At 67.5% G+C, this 15,277-nt stretch carries 14 protein-coding genes; 12 read left to right on the forward strand and 2 right to left on the reverse strand.

Annotated features, from left to right (window positions below; translation table 11 throughout):
• Genes QTI68_RS14520 through QTI68_RS14550 form a run of 7 tightly spaced genes read left to right on the forward strand, consistent with a single transcriptional unit; the run spans window position 1 to window position 7,298 of the window.
• Window positions 1-435 carry a DUF2147 domain-containing protein gene (locus tag QTI68_RS14520; protein ID WP_286522241.1) on the forward strand — a complete coding sequence of 145 codons (435 nt, stop codon included), beginning with the start codon at window positions 1-3 and terminating at the stop codon, window positions 433-435.
• 33 nt (window positions 436-468) lie between these two features.
• Complete coding sequence (locus QTI68_RS14525; protein WP_286522242.1) at window positions 469-2,868, forward strand: 3-hydroxyacyl-CoA dehydrogenase/enoyl-CoA hydratase family protein; 2,400 nt, start codon at window positions 469-471, stop codon at window positions 2,866-2,868.
• Between the two features lie 11 nt (window positions 2,869-2,879).
• Window positions 2,880-4,079, forward strand: coding sequence for an acetyl-CoA C-acyltransferase (locus tag QTI68_RS14530; protein ID WP_286522243.1), 1,200 nt, complete (start codon window positions 2,880-2,882; stop codon window positions 4,077-4,079).
• A gap of 1 nt (window position 4,080) precedes the next feature.
• On the forward strand, window positions 4,081-4,983 hold the full coding sequence (locus QTI68_RS14535) for an alpha/beta hydrolase family protein (RefSeq protein ID WP_286522244.1): 903 nt from the start codon (window positions 4,081-4,083) through the stop codon (window positions 4,981-4,983).
• Between the two features lie 28 nt (window positions 4,984-5,011).
• Complete coding sequence (locus QTI68_RS14540; RefSeq protein WP_286522245.1) at window positions 5,012-5,842, forward strand: acyl-CoA thioesterase; 831 nt, start codon at window positions 5,012-5,014, stop codon at window positions 5,840-5,842.
• Window positions 5,843-5,884: 42 nt separating this feature from the next.
• Window positions 5,885-6,478 (forward strand): 2-hydroxychromene-2-carboxylate isomerase, encoded by a 594-nt coding sequence (locus tag QTI68_RS14545; protein ID WP_286522246.1) that lies wholly within the window; start codon window positions 5,885-5,887, stop codon window positions 6,476-6,478.
• A 55-nt stretch (window positions 6,479-6,533) separates the two neighbouring features.
• Window positions 6,534-7,298 carry an enoyl-CoA hydratase gene (locus QTI68_RS14550; protein ID WP_286522247.1) on the forward strand — a complete coding sequence of 255 codons (765 nt, stop codon included), beginning with the start codon at window positions 6,534-6,536 and terminating at the stop codon, window positions 7,296-7,298.
• Between the two features lie 37 nt (window positions 7,299-7,335).
• Here QTI68_RS14550 and QTI68_RS14555 read toward each other — a convergent pair whose 3' ends face one another.
• Window positions 7,336-8,262: a LysR family transcriptional regulator gene (locus tag QTI68_RS14555; protein WP_286522248.1), complete on the reverse strand. Its 927-nt coding sequence runs from the start codon at window positions 8,260-8,262 to the stop codon at window positions 7,336-7,338.
• 138 nt (window positions 8,263-8,400) lie between these two features.
• On the opposite strand from QTI68_RS14555, the gene QTI68_RS14560 reads away from it, so the two are divergent.
• Genes QTI68_RS14560 through QTI68_RS14570 form a run of 3 tightly spaced genes read left to right on the forward strand, consistent with a single transcriptional unit; the run spans window position 8,401 to window position 11,785 of the window.
• Window positions 8,401-9,363, forward strand: a complete 963-nt coding sequence (locus tag QTI68_RS14560; RefSeq protein ID WP_286522249.1) for a Bug family tripartite tricarboxylate transporter substrate binding protein — start codon at window positions 8,401-8,403, stop codon at window positions 9,361-9,363.
• A 44-nt stretch (window positions 9,364-9,407) separates the two neighbouring features.
• Entirely contained in the window at window positions 9,408-9,914 is a 507-nt protein-coding gene (locus QTI68_RS14565) for a GAF domain-containing protein (protein WP_286522250.1), read from the forward strand.
• Window positions 9,914-11,785, forward strand: coding sequence for a gamma-glutamyltransferase family protein (locus QTI68_RS14570; RefSeq protein ID WP_286522288.1), 1,872 nt, complete (start codon window positions 9,914-9,916; stop codon window positions 11,783-11,785). The genes QTI68_RS14565 and QTI68_RS14570 overlap by 1 nt, the downstream gene beginning before the upstream one ends.
• A 7-nt stretch (window positions 11,786-11,792) precedes the next feature.
• On the opposite strand, the gene QTI68_RS14575 is transcribed toward QTI68_RS14570, so the two are convergent.
• Window positions 11,793-12,215, reverse strand: a complete 423-nt coding sequence (locus QTI68_RS14575; protein ID WP_286522251.1) for an acyl-CoA thioesterase — start codon at window positions 12,213-12,215, stop codon at window positions 11,793-11,795.
• Between the two features lie 61 nt (window positions 12,216-12,276).
• Here QTI68_RS14575 and QTI68_RS14580 point away from each other — a divergent pair, with 61 nt between their 5' ends.
• The gene (locus QTI68_RS14580; protein WP_286522252.1) at window positions 12,277-14,109 is read left to right on the forward strand and encodes an ABCB family ABC transporter ATP-binding protein/permease; all 1,833 of its coding nucleotides are present in this window, start codon (window positions 12,277-12,279) and stop codon (window positions 14,107-14,109) included.
• Between the two features lie 33 nt (window positions 14,110-14,142).
• Window positions 14,143-15,087: a 2-hydroxyacid dehydrogenase gene (locus tag QTI68_RS14585; protein ID WP_286522253.1), complete on the forward strand. Its 945-nt coding sequence runs from the start codon at window positions 14,143-14,145 to the stop codon at window positions 15,085-15,087.
• Window positions 15,088-15,277: the final 190 nt, after the last annotated feature.

Below are 15,277 nucleotides of genomic sequence, written 5' to 3' on the forward strand. Positions count from 1 at the left end.
ATGAAAGCCCTGCTCGCAGCGATCGCCCTGGCGGCCTCGGCCGCCTCCGCCATGGCCCAGATGACCCCGGTGGGCGTCTGGCGCAGCGTCGATGACAAGACCGGCGAATCGAAAGCCGAGATCCGCATCGCCGAATCGGGCGGCGCGCTGGCCGGCCGCATCGAGAAGACGCTGCGCAAGGATGCCAAGCCCGACGCGGCGTGCGACGAGTGCACCGACGAGCGCAAGGGCAAGCCGATCGCCGGGCTGGAGATCATCCGCGGCGGCAAGAAGGCCGAGGGCAAGGACGTCTGGGAAGGCGGCCGGATCCTCGACCCCGAGAACGGCAAGGAATACCGCGCCAGCTTCACGCCGGTCGACGGCGGCAAGAAGCTCGAAGTGCGCGGCTACCTGGGCCCGTTCTGGCGCACCCAAACCTGGATGCGTGTGCAGTAAGCACGCGTGTTCCGCATCAAGAAGCAAATCACCATGTCCAGATTCCAAGTGAAAAAGGTCGCCGTGCTCGGCGCCGGCGTGATGGGCGCGCAGATCGCGGCCCACCTCGTCAATGTGCGCGTGCCGGTCGTGCTGTTCGATCTTCCCGCCAAGGAAGGCCCGAAGAACGGCATCGTCATGCGCGCCATCGACAACCTCAAGAAGCTCAAGCCCGCGCCGCTGGCCGACGTGGCCGATGCCGGGCTGATCGAGCAGGCCAACTACGAAGACGACCTGGCCAAGCTTGGCGAATGCGACCTCGTGATCGAAGCCATTGCCGAGCGCATGGACTGGAAGCTCGATCTCTACAAGAAGATCGCGCCGCACGTCGCCAAGCACGCGATCCTGGCATCGAACACCTCGGGCCTGTCGATCACCAAGCTCAGCGAGGCATTGCCCGAGGCGCTCAAGCCGCGCTTCTGCGGCATCCACTTCTTCAATCCGCCGCGCTACATGTTCCTGGTCGAGCTGATCAACACGCCGACCACCGAGCCCGAAGTGCTCGACCAGCTCGAGACCTTCGTCACCAGCGCGCTCGGCAAGGGCGTGGTGCGGGCGCACGACACGCCCAACTTCATCGCCAACCGGGTCGGCATCGCCGGCATGCTGGCCACGCTGAAGGAAGTCGAGAAGTTCGGCCTCACGCCCGACGTGGTGGACGATCTCACGGGCAAGAAGCTCGGCCGCGCGAGCTCGGGCACCTTCCGCACCGCCGACGTGGTGGGCCTCGACACGATGGCCCACGTGGTCAAGACGCTGCAGGACAACCTCGACGAGAAGAGCGATCCGTTCTACGCCAACTTCGCGACGCCGCCGGTGCTCGCCAAGCTGCTCGAACTGGGCAACCTGGGCCAGAAGACCAAGGCCGGCTTCTTCAAGAAGGCCGGCCGCGACATCCTGCGCTTCGACCTGGCCAAGGGCGAGTACGTGCCCTCGGGCGACAAGGCCGACGAGGTCTATGGCCGCATGCTCAAGAAGCCGGCGGCGCAGCGCCTGAAGCTGCTGCGCGAGAGCGAAGGCGCGCAAGGCCAGTTCCTGTGGGCGATCCTGCGCGACAGCTTCCACTATGCCGCGGTGCACCTGGCGACCATCGCCGAGAGCGCGCGCGACATCGACTTCGCGATGCGCTGGGGCTTCGGCATGAAGCAGGGCCCGTTCGAGCTCTGGCAGGAAGCCGGCTGGACGCAGGTCGCGACGTGGATCCAGGAAGACATCGATGCGGGCAAGGCGCTGTCCACCGCACCGCTGCCCAAGTGGGTGTTCGAAGGACCGGTGGCCGAAGCCGGTGGTGTCCACACGCCAGCGGGTTCGTGGAGCGCTTCAAAGAACACCTTCGTCGCCGCCCGCAAGCTGCCGGTGCATGAGCGCCAGCTGTTCCCCGAGAGCGTGCTCGGCGCCGATGCGCCCGATGCCAACAAGGCCGGCACCACGGTCCAGGACGAGGGCGACGTGCGCCTCTGGACGCTCGACGGCGAGGTGCTGATCGCCAGCATCCATTCGAAGATGCACGCCATCAGCCCGGACGTCGCCGAGGCCCTGGCGGCCGGCGTCGAGCTGGCCGAGAAGGAATACAAGGCGATGGTGATCTGGTCGCCCGACGAGATGTTCTCGGTCGGCGCCGACCTGCAGGCGATGCTGCCGGCCTTCGTGGTCGCCGGCATCGGCGCGGTCGAAGGCGCGGAGCAGGAGCTGCAGAACGTCATGCTCAAGATCCGCTACGCCAGCGTGCCGGTGGTGTCCGCCGTGCGCGGCATGGCGCTCGGCGGCGGTTGCGAACTGGCGGTGCATTCGGCGAAGCGTGTCGCCGCGATGGAAAGCTACATCGGCCTGGTGGAAGTGGGCGTGGGCCTGATCCCCGGTGCCGGCGGCCTGACCTACATCGCGCGCCGCGCGGCCGAGAACGCGGCCGCATCGACCGGCAGCGACCTGCTGCCCTTCCTGACCGAAGGCTTCACCGCCGCGGCCATGGCGAAGGTCGGCACCAGCGCGCTCGAATCGAAGAAGCTCGGCTACCTGCTCGACAGCGATGTCGTGGTGCCGAACAAGGACGAGCTGCTGTACGTGGCCTTGCAGCAGGCCAAGGCGATGGCCGACGCCGGCTGGCGCCCGCCGCTGCGCCGCCAGTTCAAGGTTGCGGGCCGCAGCGGCGCCGCCACCATCAAGGGCCAGCTGGTCAACATGCGCGACGGCGGCTTCATCAGCGCGCACGACTTCCACATCGCGGGCCTGATCGCCGAAGTGGTCACTGGCGGCGACATCGATGCCGGCTCGCTGGTCACCGAGGAATACCTGATGGCGCTGGAACGCAAGGCGTTCTGCTCGCTCATCGTGCACCCCAAGACGCAGGAACGCATCATGGGCATGCTCAGCACCGGCAAGCCCGTGCGCAACTAAGGACAGACACCATGAGCAAGCAAGTACAAGACGCCTACATCGTCTCCGCCACCCGCACGCCGATCGGCAAGTCGCACCGCGGCTACTTCCGCAACTACCGCCCCGACGACCTGCTCGCGACCACGCTGAAGGCGGCGCTGGCGGCCGTGCCCGGGCTCGATCCGAAGGCGATCGAGGACATCATCTGCGGCTGCGCGATTCCCGAATCGCAGCAGGGCCTCAACGTGGCGCGCATCGGCGCCGTGCTCGCCGGCCTGCCCAACAGCATCGGCGGCATCACGGTCAACCGCTTCTGCGCCTCGGGCCTGTCGGCGGTGCAGATGGCGGCCGACCGCATCCGCGTCGGCGAGGCCGAAGTCATGATCGCCGCCGGCGTCGAGAGCATGAGCATGGTGCCGATGATGGGCAACTCGCCCTCGCTGTCGCCCTCCATCTTCGAGCGCGAAGGCGACGTCGGCATCGCCTACGGCATGGGCCTCACGGCCGAGAAGGTGGCCCAGCAGTGGAAGGTGAGCCGCGAGGCGCAGGACGCCTTCGCGCTCGAATCGCACCGCCGGGCGCTGGCCGCCCAGCAGGCCGGCGAGTTCGCCGACGAGATCACGCCGATCGAAGTCACGGACCGCACGCCCGATCTTGCCACCGGCGAGTCGAAGGCCAGGAGCCGCATCGTCAGTCTCGACGAAGGCGCGCGCCCCGACACCACGCTCGAAGGCCTGGCCAAGCTGCGCACCGTGTTCGCGGCCCGCGGCTCGGTCACGGCCGGCAACAGCTCGCAGACCTCGGACGGCGCCGGCGCGCTGATCCTGGCCAGCGAGAAGGCCTGCAAGCAGTACGACCTGAAGCCGCTGGCGCGCTTCGTGAGCTTCGCCAGCAAGGGCGTGCCGCCGCACATCATGGGCATCGGCCCGATCGAGGCGATCCCGGCGGCGCTGCGCTATGCCGGCCTGACGCAGGACGCGATCGACTGGTTCGAGCTCAACGAGGCCTTCGCTGCGCAGTCGCTGGCGGTGATCAACACGCTGGGGCTCGATCCGGCCAAGGTCAATCCGATGGGCGGCGCGATCGCGCTGGGCCATCCGCTCGGCGCCACCGGCGCGATCCGCTCGGCGACCGTGATCCACGCGCTGCAGCGCAAGAAGCTCAAGTACGGCATGGTCACGATGTGCGTGGGCATGGGCCAGGGCGCGGCGGGGATCTTCGAGCGGGTCTGAGATGGAGCACCGCAGCCTGCAGGTCGACGAGGGCGTGCGGATCGCCGTGCGCCTCTATGAGCCGGACGGAGCGCCGCGCGCCAGCGTGGTGATCGGCGGCGCGATGGGCGTGCGACAGGCCTTCTACGAGCCTTTCGCACGCTGGCTCGGGCAACAGGGCCTGCGGGTCTGGACCTTCGACTACCGCGGCTGCGGGGAGTCTCGCCCGGCCGATGCGGCCGCCTCGCTGCGCGGATTCGAGGCCGACCTCTTCGACTGGGCGCGGGACTACGAGGCCGTGATCGATGCGGCCAAGGCGGGTGGGCGCGACATTCCGCTCTATCTGCTGGGCCACAGCCTGGGCGCCCAGCTGCCGGGCTTTCTGCAGCGTCCGCAGCAGGTCGATGGCCTGATCAGCGTCGCCGCCGGCAGCGGCTACTGGCGCGAGAACGCGCCGCGTCTGAAGCGTAGCGTCCTTTACTTCTGGTATCTCCTGGTGCCGCTGGCGACGCGAATCTGGGGCTACTTCCCCGGCACCCGGCTGCGCAAGGTCGGCGACCTGCCGCGCGGCGTGATCCTGCAATGGCGCCGCTGGTGCCTCGATCCTCGCTACGGCATGGGCGCCGAGGGCGAAGCGGCCGTTCGAAGCTTCGGCAAGGTCCGCTTCCCGGTGCTGGCGCTGTCGATGACAGATGACGAACTGATGACGCTGGAGGGCACGCAAAGCCTGCTGAGCTTCTACAGCGGTGCACCCAGCGCGCTGCAGCGTATTGCGCCCGCGGATGTGCAGGCCCGGCGGATCGGCCATTTCGGGTTGTTTCGCGAGCAGTTCAGCCAGAGCCTGTGGCCGAGGGTGGCCGACAGCCTGCACGACCTGGCGGCGCTGACGGCGCCCGCCCGGAACGTCCCGCACACGACTGCGTGACCGGCCCTCACGGAGGCACACTGCGCCCATGAAGACACACCCCCTCGACAAGGCCCTCGACCTGGAGCACAGCGATATCCAGGCGGGGTGCTTCACCGGTGCCACGAGCCCGGACTACTGGAACATGGTCGGCCCCTTCGGCGGCACCACCGCCGCCGTGATGCTGCAGGCCGTGCTGCGCCATCCCGACCTGCTTGGCGAGCCGGTCGCCGTCACGGTCAACTATGCGGCCGCGGTCGGCGAGGGCGCCTTCGAGGTGCTCGCCGTGCCGGTGCGCACCAACCGCTCGACCCAGCACTGGACGATCCAGATGTCGCAGGCCGGCGCCGACGGCAGGCCGCACGTGACCACCACCGGCACCGCGGTCACCGCGGTCCGGCGCGAGACCTGGGGCACCAGCGACCTGCCGAAGCCCGAGGCACCGCCGCCGGCGGCGATCGAGCGCACGAGCATCGGGCCGGCCCGGGCCGCCTGGCTCGGCCAGTACGAGATGCGGCCGATCATCGGATCGATCCCGACCGAATGGGACGGCAGCGGCGAGGCCAGCGAGACGCGCATGTGGATCCGCGACGCCGAACCCCGGCCGCTCGACTTCGCGGCGCTCATGGCGCTCAGCGACACCTTCTACCCGCGCGTCTGGCTGCGGCGCGCCAAGCCGGTGCCGATCGGCACCGTGTCGATCACGACCTACTTCCACACCGACGGCGCGGTACTGGCCGAGGTCGGCACCGGCTACCTGCTGGGCCGGGCCACCGGGCAGCAGTTCAGCAACGGCTACTTCGACCAGGCGGCGCAGCTCTGGAGCGAGTCGGGCGCGCTGCTGGCCACCAGCAACCAGATCGTCTACTTCAAGGAATGAGTGCCCTGCCGCGACAATGAACGGCAGCACAAGGAGACACGCATGACGACGAAATCCGTCGATTTCTATTTCGACTTCGGCAGCCCGGCCGCCTACCTGGCCTACACGCAGTTGCCGCACCTGTGCGCCGACACGGGCGCTGCGCTGGTCTGGAAGCCGATGCTGCTGGGCGGCGTGTTCCAGGCCACCGGCAACCGCTCGCCGGCCGAGGTCCCGGCCAAGCGGCCCTACATGAACGCCGACCTGAAGCGTTTCGCCGCGCGCTACGGCGTGCCCTTCAGGCACAACCCGAACTTCCCGATCAACACGCTGCTGCTGATGCGCGGCGCCACCGGCCTGCAGATGCGCGAGCCCGAGCGCTTTCGCGCGTACGTCGATGCCGTCTACCACGCGATGTGGGTCGAGCCGCAGAATCTCAACGATGCCGCGACCGTCGGCGCCGTGCTGCAGGCGGCCGGCTTCGACGCGGCCCAGCTGCTGGCCTTGGCCAATGACCAGGCGGTCAAGGACCGGCTCAAGGCCAACACCGAAGAAGCCGTGCAGCGCGGCATCTTCGGCGCGCCGACCATGTTCGTCGGCGACCAGATGTTCTGGGGCCAGGACCGGCTCGATTTCGTTCGAGAAGCCCTGGCCTGACCGTGGGCCCCGCCCGGCGGCGGCCTGATCCCCTCGTTTTTTCCAAGGACCTCCCATGAGCGACATCCTCGTCCACACCGAAGCCGGTGTGATGACCCTGACCTTCAACCGCCTCGACAAGAAGAACTCGATCACCAGCGCGATGTACGGCGAACTGGCCGATGCGCTGGCCCAGGCCGAGCAGGACGGCGCGGTGCGCGCGGTGCTGATCCAGGGCGACGCCACGATCTTCAGTGCCGGCAACGACATCGGCGACTTCCTCAACCAGCCGCCCTCGACCCAGGAGTCGCCGGTGTTCCGCTTCCTGCGCGGCATCGCCACCTTTCCGAAGCCGATCGTGGCGGCGGTGTGCGGTCCGGCGGTGGGCATCGGCACCACGATGCTGTTCCATTGCGACCTGGTCTACGCCGGCGACAACGCGGCCTTCTCGATGCCCTTCGTCAACCTGGGCCTGTGCCCCGAGGCTGCGTCCAGCCTGCTGGTGCCGCAGATGTTCGGCTACCACCGCGCGGCCGAGGCGCTGCTACTGGGCGAGCCCTTCATGGCCGAGGCGGCGCTCGAGGTGGGACTGGTCAACCGCGTGGTGCCGCCGACCGAAGCCAATGCCATCGCCCAGGCGCAAGCCCGCAAGCTCGCGGCCAAGCCGCTGACCGCCCTGATCGAGACCAAGCGCCTCATGAAGAAGTCGCAGCAGCCCGCGCTGCTCGAGCGCATGGGCGAGGAGGGCCAGAGTTTCGGCCGGATGCTGCGCGAACCGGCGGCGCGCGAGGCCTTCACGGCCTTCATGGAAAAGCGCAAGCCGGATTTTTCGAAGGTCTGAGCGGTGCTGGGGCGGCGTGCCCGCCGTCCCGGGCGCGTCAGTGCGCCTGCCCCGAGTCGTTCAGCCGATCTCGAATTGCCGTGCTCAGCTTGGCGCAGATCTTCGCCTTGGGGGCACCCTTCAACCACGCCAGGCCCACCGGGGGCAGGTTCCATGGCAGGGGCTCCGGCAGCATCTCCGCGGCGCCTCCGGCTGCTACCGCCCGGGCCACATCGCTCGGGAGAACCGTGACGCCTCGGGGCATCTGGCTCAGCGCGGACGAGATCGTGGCTACCGCATAGGCCTCCAGGGCGGGCACCGGAGCACGCTGCCCGGCTGCCGAGAATATCGCGTCGATCAACTGTCGAATCGGCGTGTGCGTCGGCGGGAATATCCAGTCCATCTCCGAGAGCTGATCGATATCGAGCGGGGCGTGGGCGTGCCGCATCAATGGACCGGCACTCGGGCGAGCCACGATCAGGTGTGCCTGTTGCTGGTACAGCAGCACCTGTTCGAGATCGTCCTCCGTGCTTGCGCCGGAGAAGCGGCAGATCGCGCAGTCCAGCGCTCGTTCGCGCAATGCTTGCAGGAGCGGGGCCGTGGTGTCCTCTTGGGCGTGCAGCAGCAGCCGCGGGCGCAAGTCGAACAGATGTTTCCACAGGGCGTCCAGCGCCGGTGGCGAGACGTAGGGGATGAGCCCGATGCGCAGCCTTCCCTGACGTCCTTCGCGCACCCCATCGAGCTCCTTGACCAGCGCCTCGTTGTCCGCGATGGCGAGCCTTGCCCTGGCGACCACGACCTCGCCCGCGGCGGTGGGCTCCAGGCCGCGCCGGGTACGCAGGAAGAGCGGCTGCATGAAGATGTTCTCTATGTCTGCGAGGGCCCTGGTCACCGTGGGTTGACTCAAGGAGAGCTGCTTTGCGACCGCTGTCACCGAACGATGCCGGTCGAAGGCCAGCAGTAACGCGTAGTGCCGGATCTTCAATCGGTTCTCGAGACGAGGCGCGAGAGGGACGGGTTGAGACATAGAGTCGAATGCATGCATCGATGCAAAGATATTCTATTTTTGCTATTCGACGCTCTACACTTTTCGGATTCTCCCGATCCTTCGTAGGCGTAGAAAATGATCTCTCGTATTCGTCGCGGCCTGGCCGCGCTGGCCCTGGCGGGTCTTGCTTCCGTCGCTTGCGCCGCGTTCCCCGAGCGGCCGATCACGCTGATCGTCCCATGGGCAGCGGGTGGATCGACCGACATCCTCGCCCGCTCGCTGGCGGAGCAACTGAGCCGGTCCCTGGGCCAGCCGGTCATCGTCGACAACCGGGCGGGCGCTTCCGGAAACATCGGGTCCAACATGGTCGCCAAAGCCAGGCCCGACGGCTATACGCTGCTCGTGGGTTCAATGAGCACGCACGCCATGAACCCGGCGATGATGTCGATGCCTTTCAAGGGCGTGGAAGACTTCACTCCGATCGCGCAGCTTGCCAACGTGGTGAACACGCTGGTGGTCAACCCGTCGGTCCCGGCAAAGAACGTGGCGGAACTGATTGCATACGCAAAGGCCAATCCCGGCAAACTGGCCTATGCGAGCGCGGGCGGCGGGTCGACGAACCACCTGAGCGCGGTGCTGTTCGAAAAGGCTGCCGGCATCGAGATGCTTCATGTGCCCTACAAGGGGGGCGCCCCCGCCGTGCTCGACACCGTGAGCAATCAGACACAAGTGCTCTTTTCGGCCGGAACTCAAACGCTTCCACACGTCAAGGCCGGAAAGCTCAATCTGCTCGCGGTGACGGAGGGCAAGCGTTCGTCGTTGCTCCCAGAGACGCCGACCGTTGCCGAAACGCTGCCTGGCTACGAGCTCGGGGTCTGGTACGGCTTGTTCGGTCCCGCGAACATGCCGAAGGAACTCGTCGAGCGACTGAATGACGCGGCGAATCGGGCGTTGGCCGATCCGGCGATCCGCGCGCGAATGGACTCCATCGGCGTCGAGATCGTCAAGGGGACGCCGCAACAGTTCGCTTCCGTGCTGCGTCGCGATGCCGAACGTTACGGCAAGATCATCCGCGATCTCAACATCAAGGCGGATTGATGCCGACCTTGCTTCTCGAGCTGCCTGTCGAAAGGACTGCAGCGTTGTGCGATGCGCTGTCGCGGACGCACGACTTCGCCGGGGTGATGCAGATTCTCGAGGGCGCCCGCCGCGAGCTGCTTGGCGAGGGGCTGCTGACCGTCAACCTGCGCACCGATCGCCTGCCGGGCCGGTCGGCGATGAAAGCGCGAGAAGACGACGTGGAGCTTCAGCGCGTCTGGAGCTCGGATGTCGACGCCTACCCGCTCGCCGGGCGCAAGCGCAAGTCATGGACGTCCTGGACCCTTCAGCTGCTCGGACGTGGCGAGGTATTCGTCGGCGAGGGTGTCGCGGCCATCGAAGAGGCCTTCAGCGATCATGCGTTGATTGCTTCCCTGGGCTTGCAGTCGGTGGTCAACGTGCCTTTGCTCGACCCACATGGCGCCTGCTTCGCGACCTTCAACGTGCTGACGCCCCAGGCCAGGTGGACGCCTCGGGATGTCGTCTCGATACGGCTGCTGGCGCTGCTTGCGACGCCGGCGGTGGCTCTCGAGGCCTTCAGGCTTTCTTGATGCGGCACCCGCCATACCAATCCATCGAATCGACAATGAGCTTCACCACACGTCCGGAAATCGTCGGTACCTTCGGCGTCGTCGCCTCCACCCACTGGCTGGCTTCGCAGACGGCCATGGGGGTTCTCGAGCGCGGTGGAAATGCGTTCGACGCCGCAGTGGCTGGCGCTTTCGTGCTCCAGGTGGTCGAGCCGCATCTGAACGGGCCCGGTGGCGAGGCGCCGATCCTGCTGTGGGACGAGCGCGAGCGCAGCATGGTGTCGATCTGCGGCCAAGGCGTTGCGCCGGAGGCGGCAACGGTCGATGCATTCCGGCGCATGGGCCTCGAACAGGTTCCTGGCATCGGGCTGCTGCCGGCGACGGTGCCGGGTGCCTTCGGCGCCTGGTTGACGTTGCTGAGGGACCGAGGCACCTGGTCGCTCGCCGACGTGATGGCGCCCGCCATCGGCTACGCCCGCGATGGTTTTCCGTTGATACCGCGGGCGGTGCAGGCCATTACGGCAGTGCAGGACCTGTTCCGCGAGCACTGGCCTTCGTCGGCCGCCGTGTGGCTTCCGGACGGCCGGGTGCCCACGCCGGGCGCGTTGTTCCGGCTGCCGCAACTGGCCTCGACCTGGGAGCGCATTCTTCGGACTGCGCAAGCGAAGGAGGGCAGCCGCGCCGAGGTGATCGATGCGGCGCTTCGTTGCTGGTACCAGGGCTTCGTGGCATCCGAGATCGACGGGTACTACAGCACGCAGGAGATCCGCGACACGACCGGCGAGAAGCACAGGGGCTTGCTGCGCTACGACGACCTTGCGCGCTGGACGCCTGCGATCGAAACGCCTCTCTGCGTGGACTTCGGCCGCTACACCTTGGCGAAGTGTGGCTTCTGGAGTCAAGGGCCCGCATTTCTGCAGCAGGTCGGCATGCTTCGCCATGCGGATCTGGCGCACCATGCGCCTCACACGGCGGGCTTCGTTCACCGCATCGCGGAAGCAGCCAAGCTGGCATTGGCGGATCGGCTCGCGTGGTACGGGGTCGCGCCCGGTGCCTCGCGGGACGTCCAGTTGGCACTGCTGTCGGATGACTACCTGCGCCAGCGCTGGGCGCAAGTGTCGGACCGCGCTGGCCAGACTCTCGAGCCGGGCGCCCCACTGGGGCTGCCGCCGCGCTTGCCCGATCTGGACGCCGCCCGGCGGACGCTGCTTGCGGCCGACACCCGCTTCGGTGTCGGCGAGCCCACCTTTGCAGCGCTTCCTCCGGTCAGCGAATGGCTGGAGCGGGAGGTGTTCGTCGGGGACACCTGCCACATCGACGTGATCGACCGGCACGGCAACATGGTGGCGGCGACGCCTTCAGGCGGGTGGCTGTCTTCGAGTCCGGTCATCCCGGGCCTCGGCTTCTCCATCAATACCCGGCTGCAGATGACCTGGCTCGACGAAGGCCTCCCCAACACCCTGACGCCAGGCGTGATGCCCTGCACGTCGCTGTCGCCCTCGCTGGCGCTGCGGGACGGCGAACCGTACATGGTGTTCGGAACGCCGGGAGGGGACCAGCAGGATCAATGGTCGCCGGCCTTCTTCCTTCGACATGCCGTGCACGGGATGAACTTGCAGGAAGCGATCGATGCACCTGCGTGGCATGTGGACCATTTCCCGTCATCGTTCTGGCCGCGAGAGACGATCTTGAACCGGCTGACGCTCGAGTCTCGTTTCTCGGAAGATGTTGTGCAGGAATTGCGCGATTCGGGTCACGGTGTGCGGGTCGGGCAGCCTTGGTCGGAGAGCCGCATGTCGGCTTGCAGCCGCGAGCAGGACGCTCGCGGCCGGTTGATCCTTCGTGCGGCCGCCAACCCTCGCGGCATGCAGGGCTATGCCGTGGGGCGGTAGGACGCCGTCAAGTTTTCTCGATCGGCCGCGGCCGCCCGTCGTCGTCGATCGCGACGTAGGTGAATGTCGCTTCGGTCACCTTGATGTATTCGCCCTGCGCCCGGAAGCGCTCGGCGAAGACCTCGACCGTGACCGTGACCGAGGTGCGCCCGATGCGCACCAGCTTCGAATAGAACGACAGGATGTCGCCCAGCCGCACCGGCTGCTTGAAGATGAATTCGTTGACCGCCACGGTCGCCATCCGGCCCTTGGCGTAGCGCGCCGGAATCACCGAACCGGCCAGGTCGCACTGGGCCATGACCCAGCCGCCGAAGATGTCGCCATTGGCGTTGCAGTCGGCGGGCATGGGGATCACCTTGAGCACCAGCTCCATGTCGGCCGGCAGGCTCTTGAGCGTGGCGGGGAGGTTGGCGCTGGAATCTGCGGACATGGGCACAATCTGGGGTCGGGTCGTCAGACCCTTCTGAAAACAACAGCCACGATTGTCTCCCATGCGCCGCAGCGGCGAAGCACTTTCCTCTCCCCACCCCACCTCGGCGGGCACGCCCGCCCGCAGCGACCGATCCGACTGGGCGACGCTGCGGCGGCTGTTTCCGTACCTCTGGCGTTACAAATGGCGCGTCATGGCGGCCCTGGCCTTCATGGTCGGGGCCAAGGTCGCGAACGTCGGCGTCCCGATCCTGCTCAAGAACCTGGTCGACGCGATGTCGATCAAGCCCGGCAGCGCCGCGGCGCTGCTGGTGGTGCCGGTCGGGCTGCTGGTCGCCTACGGGCTGCTGCGGCTGTCGACCGCGGTCTTCAACGAGCTGCGTGAGCTGGTCTTCGCCAAGGCCACCGAGGGCGCGGCGCGCAGCATCTCGCTGGAGGTGTTCCAGCACCTGCATGCGCTGAGCCTGCGCTTCCACCTGGAGCGCCAGACCGGCGGCATGACGCGCGACATCGAGCGCGGCACCCGCGGCGTCCATTCGCTGATCTCGATGTCGCTCTACAGCATCGTGCCGACGATCATCGAGCTGACGCTGGTGCTGACCATCCTGGGCGTGAAGTTCGACTCAGGCTTCGTCTGGATCACGCTGGCGGCGCTGGTGGTCTACATCGTCTTCACCGTCACCGTGACCGAGTGGCGGACCCAGTTCCGCAAGACCATGAACGAGCTCGACTCGGTGGCGCAGAGCCGCGCGGTCGATTCGCTGCTCAATTACGAGACGGTCAAGTACTTCAACAACGAGGGCTTCGAGGCCGGACGCTACGACGCCAGCCTGGAGCGCTACCGCAAGGCGGCGGTCAAGAGCCAGACGACGCTCAGCATGCTCAACGCGGGCCAGCAGTGCCTGATCGCGATCAGCCTGGTGGCGATGCTCTACCGTGCCACGCAGGGCGTGGTCGACGGCCACATGACGCTGGGCGACCTGGTGATGGTCAACGCCTTCATGATCCAGCTCTACATCCCGCTCAATTTCCTGGGCGTGATCTACCGCGAGATCAAGCAGAGCCTGACCGACCTCGACAAGATGTTCGTGCTGCTCGAGAAGGAGCGCGAGGTGCGCGACGCGCCGGAGGCCCGGCCGCTGGCGGGCCATGATTCGACGGTGCGTTTCGAGGACGTCAATTTCGCCTACGAGGCGGCGCGGCCGATCCTGAAGCACGTGAGCTTCGAGATCCCGGCCGGCAAGACGGTGGCCGTGGTCGGACCGTCGGGCTCCGGCAAGTCGACGCTGGCGCGGCTGCTCTACCGCTTCTACGACGTCCAGCAGGGCCGCATCACGATCGGCGGCGAGGACATCCGGCAGGTGACGCAGGCCAGCGTCCGGCAGGCGATCGGCATCGTGCCGCAGGACACGGTGCTGTTCAACGACACGGTCGAATACAACATCGCCTATGGCCGGCCGGGCGCCAGCCGCGAGGAGGTGGAGGAGGCCGCGCGGGCGGCGCGCATCCACGACTTCATCGTCCACACGCCCAAGGGCTACGAGACCATGGTCGGCGAGCGCGGGCTGAAGCTCTCGGGCGGCGAGAAGCAGCGGGTGGCGATCGCGCGCACCTTGCTCAAGAACCCGCCGATCGTGATCTTCGACGAGGCCACCTCGGCGCTGGACTCGGCCAACGAGCGGGCGATCCAGTCGGAGCTCAAGAGCGCGGCGCGCAACAAGACCACGCTGGTGATCGCGCACCGCCTGTCGACGGTGGTCGACGCGCACGAGATCCTGGTGCTCGAGAGCGGCGTGATCGTCGAGCGCGGCACCCATGCGCAGTTGCTGGAAAGCCAGGGCAAGTACGCCCAGATGTGGCGCTTGCAGAAGCTCGAGGCCGAGCCCGTTCTGTGAACCCCTTTTCCTTGATTCAGGAGCATGTCGAGAATGTCAGAGAAGATTCCCCTGTTGGTCCTCAACAGCCTGTCGCAGGCCCACCAGGCGCGGGTCGCCGCGGTCTACGACGTGACCTATCTGCCGGTGCCGACGCAGGCCGAACGCGATGAGCTGATCGCCGCCCAGGGCGGGCGCTTCCGCGCGGTGCTGACCATCGGCTCGATCGGCCTCACGGCCGCGGAGATCGCCGCGATGCCGAAGCTGGAGCTGGTGTGCTGCATGGGGGCCGGCTACGAGGGCGTCGCGCTGGAGGCGGCGCGTGCGCGCGGCATCGCGCTCGCGAACGGGGCAGGCACCAACGACGACTGCGTGGCCGACCATGCCTTCGGCCTGCTGATCGGTGCCATGCGCCACATCCGCACGCTCGATCGGCTGTGCCGCGAAGGGGTACGGCGCGAGACGATTCCGCATCCGCCGAACGTCTCCGGCAAGCGCCTGGGCATCGTGGGGCTGGGCACCATCGGCCAGAAGATCGCCAGGCGGGCCGAGGGCTTCGACATGGCGATCGGCTATCACAACCGCAAGCCGCGCGAGGACGTTGCCCACCGCTACTTCGACAGCGTGCGGGCGCTGGCCGAATGGGCCGACATCCTGGTGATCGCGACACCGGGCGGCGCGGGCACGCGGCACCTGGTGAATGCCGCCGTCCTCGATGCGCTGGGGCCGCAGGGTTTCCTGGTCAACATCTCGCGCGGCAGCGTGGTCGACACCGAGGCGCTCGCTGCGGCGCTGCGCGAAGGCCGTCTTGCAGGCGCGGGGCTCGATGTTTACGAGAGCGAGCCGCTGCCGCCCGCGCCGCTGGTCGGGCTCGACAACGTGCTGCTGACGCCGCACATGGCGGGATGGTCGCCGGAGGCTACGCAGGCGTCGCTCGATCGGTTCCTGGCGAATGCCGAAGGGCATTTTTCGGGGCGTGGGGTGGTGTCGGCTATTTGAGCGTCTGGTCGTCTGCGTGGCGTGGGCGGCGGTGGCGGGCGGTATGCCCTGGACCGGCCGACGTCACCGGCCGCTTCGCGGCTTCCCTGCGCTGCTCGCGGTACGCGGGGTCCGCGCAAACTCGCTTCGCTCAAACACGCGCGGCCCTTTTTCCGCGCACCGCTGCGCTGCTCGGCGGTGCCTCAACGGC

Origin of the sequence: Variovorax sp. J31P207, assembly GCF_030316965.1 — a bacterium.
Taxonomy (GTDB): domain Bacteria; phylum Pseudomonadota; class Gammaproteobacteria; order Burkholderiales; family Burkholderiaceae_C; genus Variovorax; species Variovorax ginsengisoli_B.

Bases quoted from the DNA above. Each gene is read 5' to 3' on its own strand.
- QTI68_RS14520 (WP_286522241.1), top strand. From the start codon at position 1: ATGAAAGCCCTGCTCGCAGCGATCGCCCTGGCGGCCTCGGCCGCCTCC.
- QTI68_RS14525 (WP_286522242.1), top strand. From the start codon at position 469: ATGTCCAGATTCCAAGTGAAAAAGGTCGCCGTGCTCGGCGCCGGCGTG.
- QTI68_RS14530 (WP_286522243.1), top strand. From the start codon at position 2,880: ATGAGCAAGCAAGTACAAGACGCCTACATCGTCTCCGCCACCCGCACG.
- QTI68_RS14535 (WP_286522244.1), top strand. From the start codon at position 4,081: ATGGAGCACCGCAGCCTGCAGGTCGACGAGGGCGTGCGGATCGCCGTG.
- QTI68_RS14540 (WP_286522245.1), top strand. From the start codon at position 5,012: ATGAAGACACACCCCCTCGACAAGGCCCTCGACCTGGAGCACAGCGAT.
- QTI68_RS14545 (WP_286522246.1), top strand. From the start codon at position 5,885: ATGACGACGAAATCCGTCGATTTCTATTTCGACTTCGGCAGCCCGGCC.
- QTI68_RS14550 (WP_286522247.1), top strand. From the start codon at position 6,534: ATGAGCGACATCCTCGTCCACACCGAAGCCGGTGTGATGACCCTGACC.
- QTI68_RS14560 (WP_286522249.1), top strand. From the start codon at position 8,401: ATGATCTCTCGTATTCGTCGCGGCCTGGCCGCGCTGGCCCTGGCGGGT.
- QTI68_RS14570 (WP_286522288.1), top strand. From the start codon at position 9,914: ATGCGGCACCCGCCATACCAATCCATCGAATCGACAATGAGCTTCACC.
- QTI68_RS14575 (WP_286522251.1), bottom strand. From the start codon at position 12,215: ATGTCCGCAGATTCCAGCGCCAACCTCCCCGCCACGCTCAAGAGCCTG.
- QTI68_RS14580 (WP_286522252.1), top strand. From the start codon at position 12,277: ATGCGCCGCAGCGGCGAAGCACTTTCCTCTCCCCACCCCACCTCGGCG.
- QTI68_RS14585 (WP_286522253.1), top strand. From the start codon at position 14,143: ATGTCAGAGAAGATTCCCCTGTTGGTCCTCAACAGCCTGTCGCAGGCC.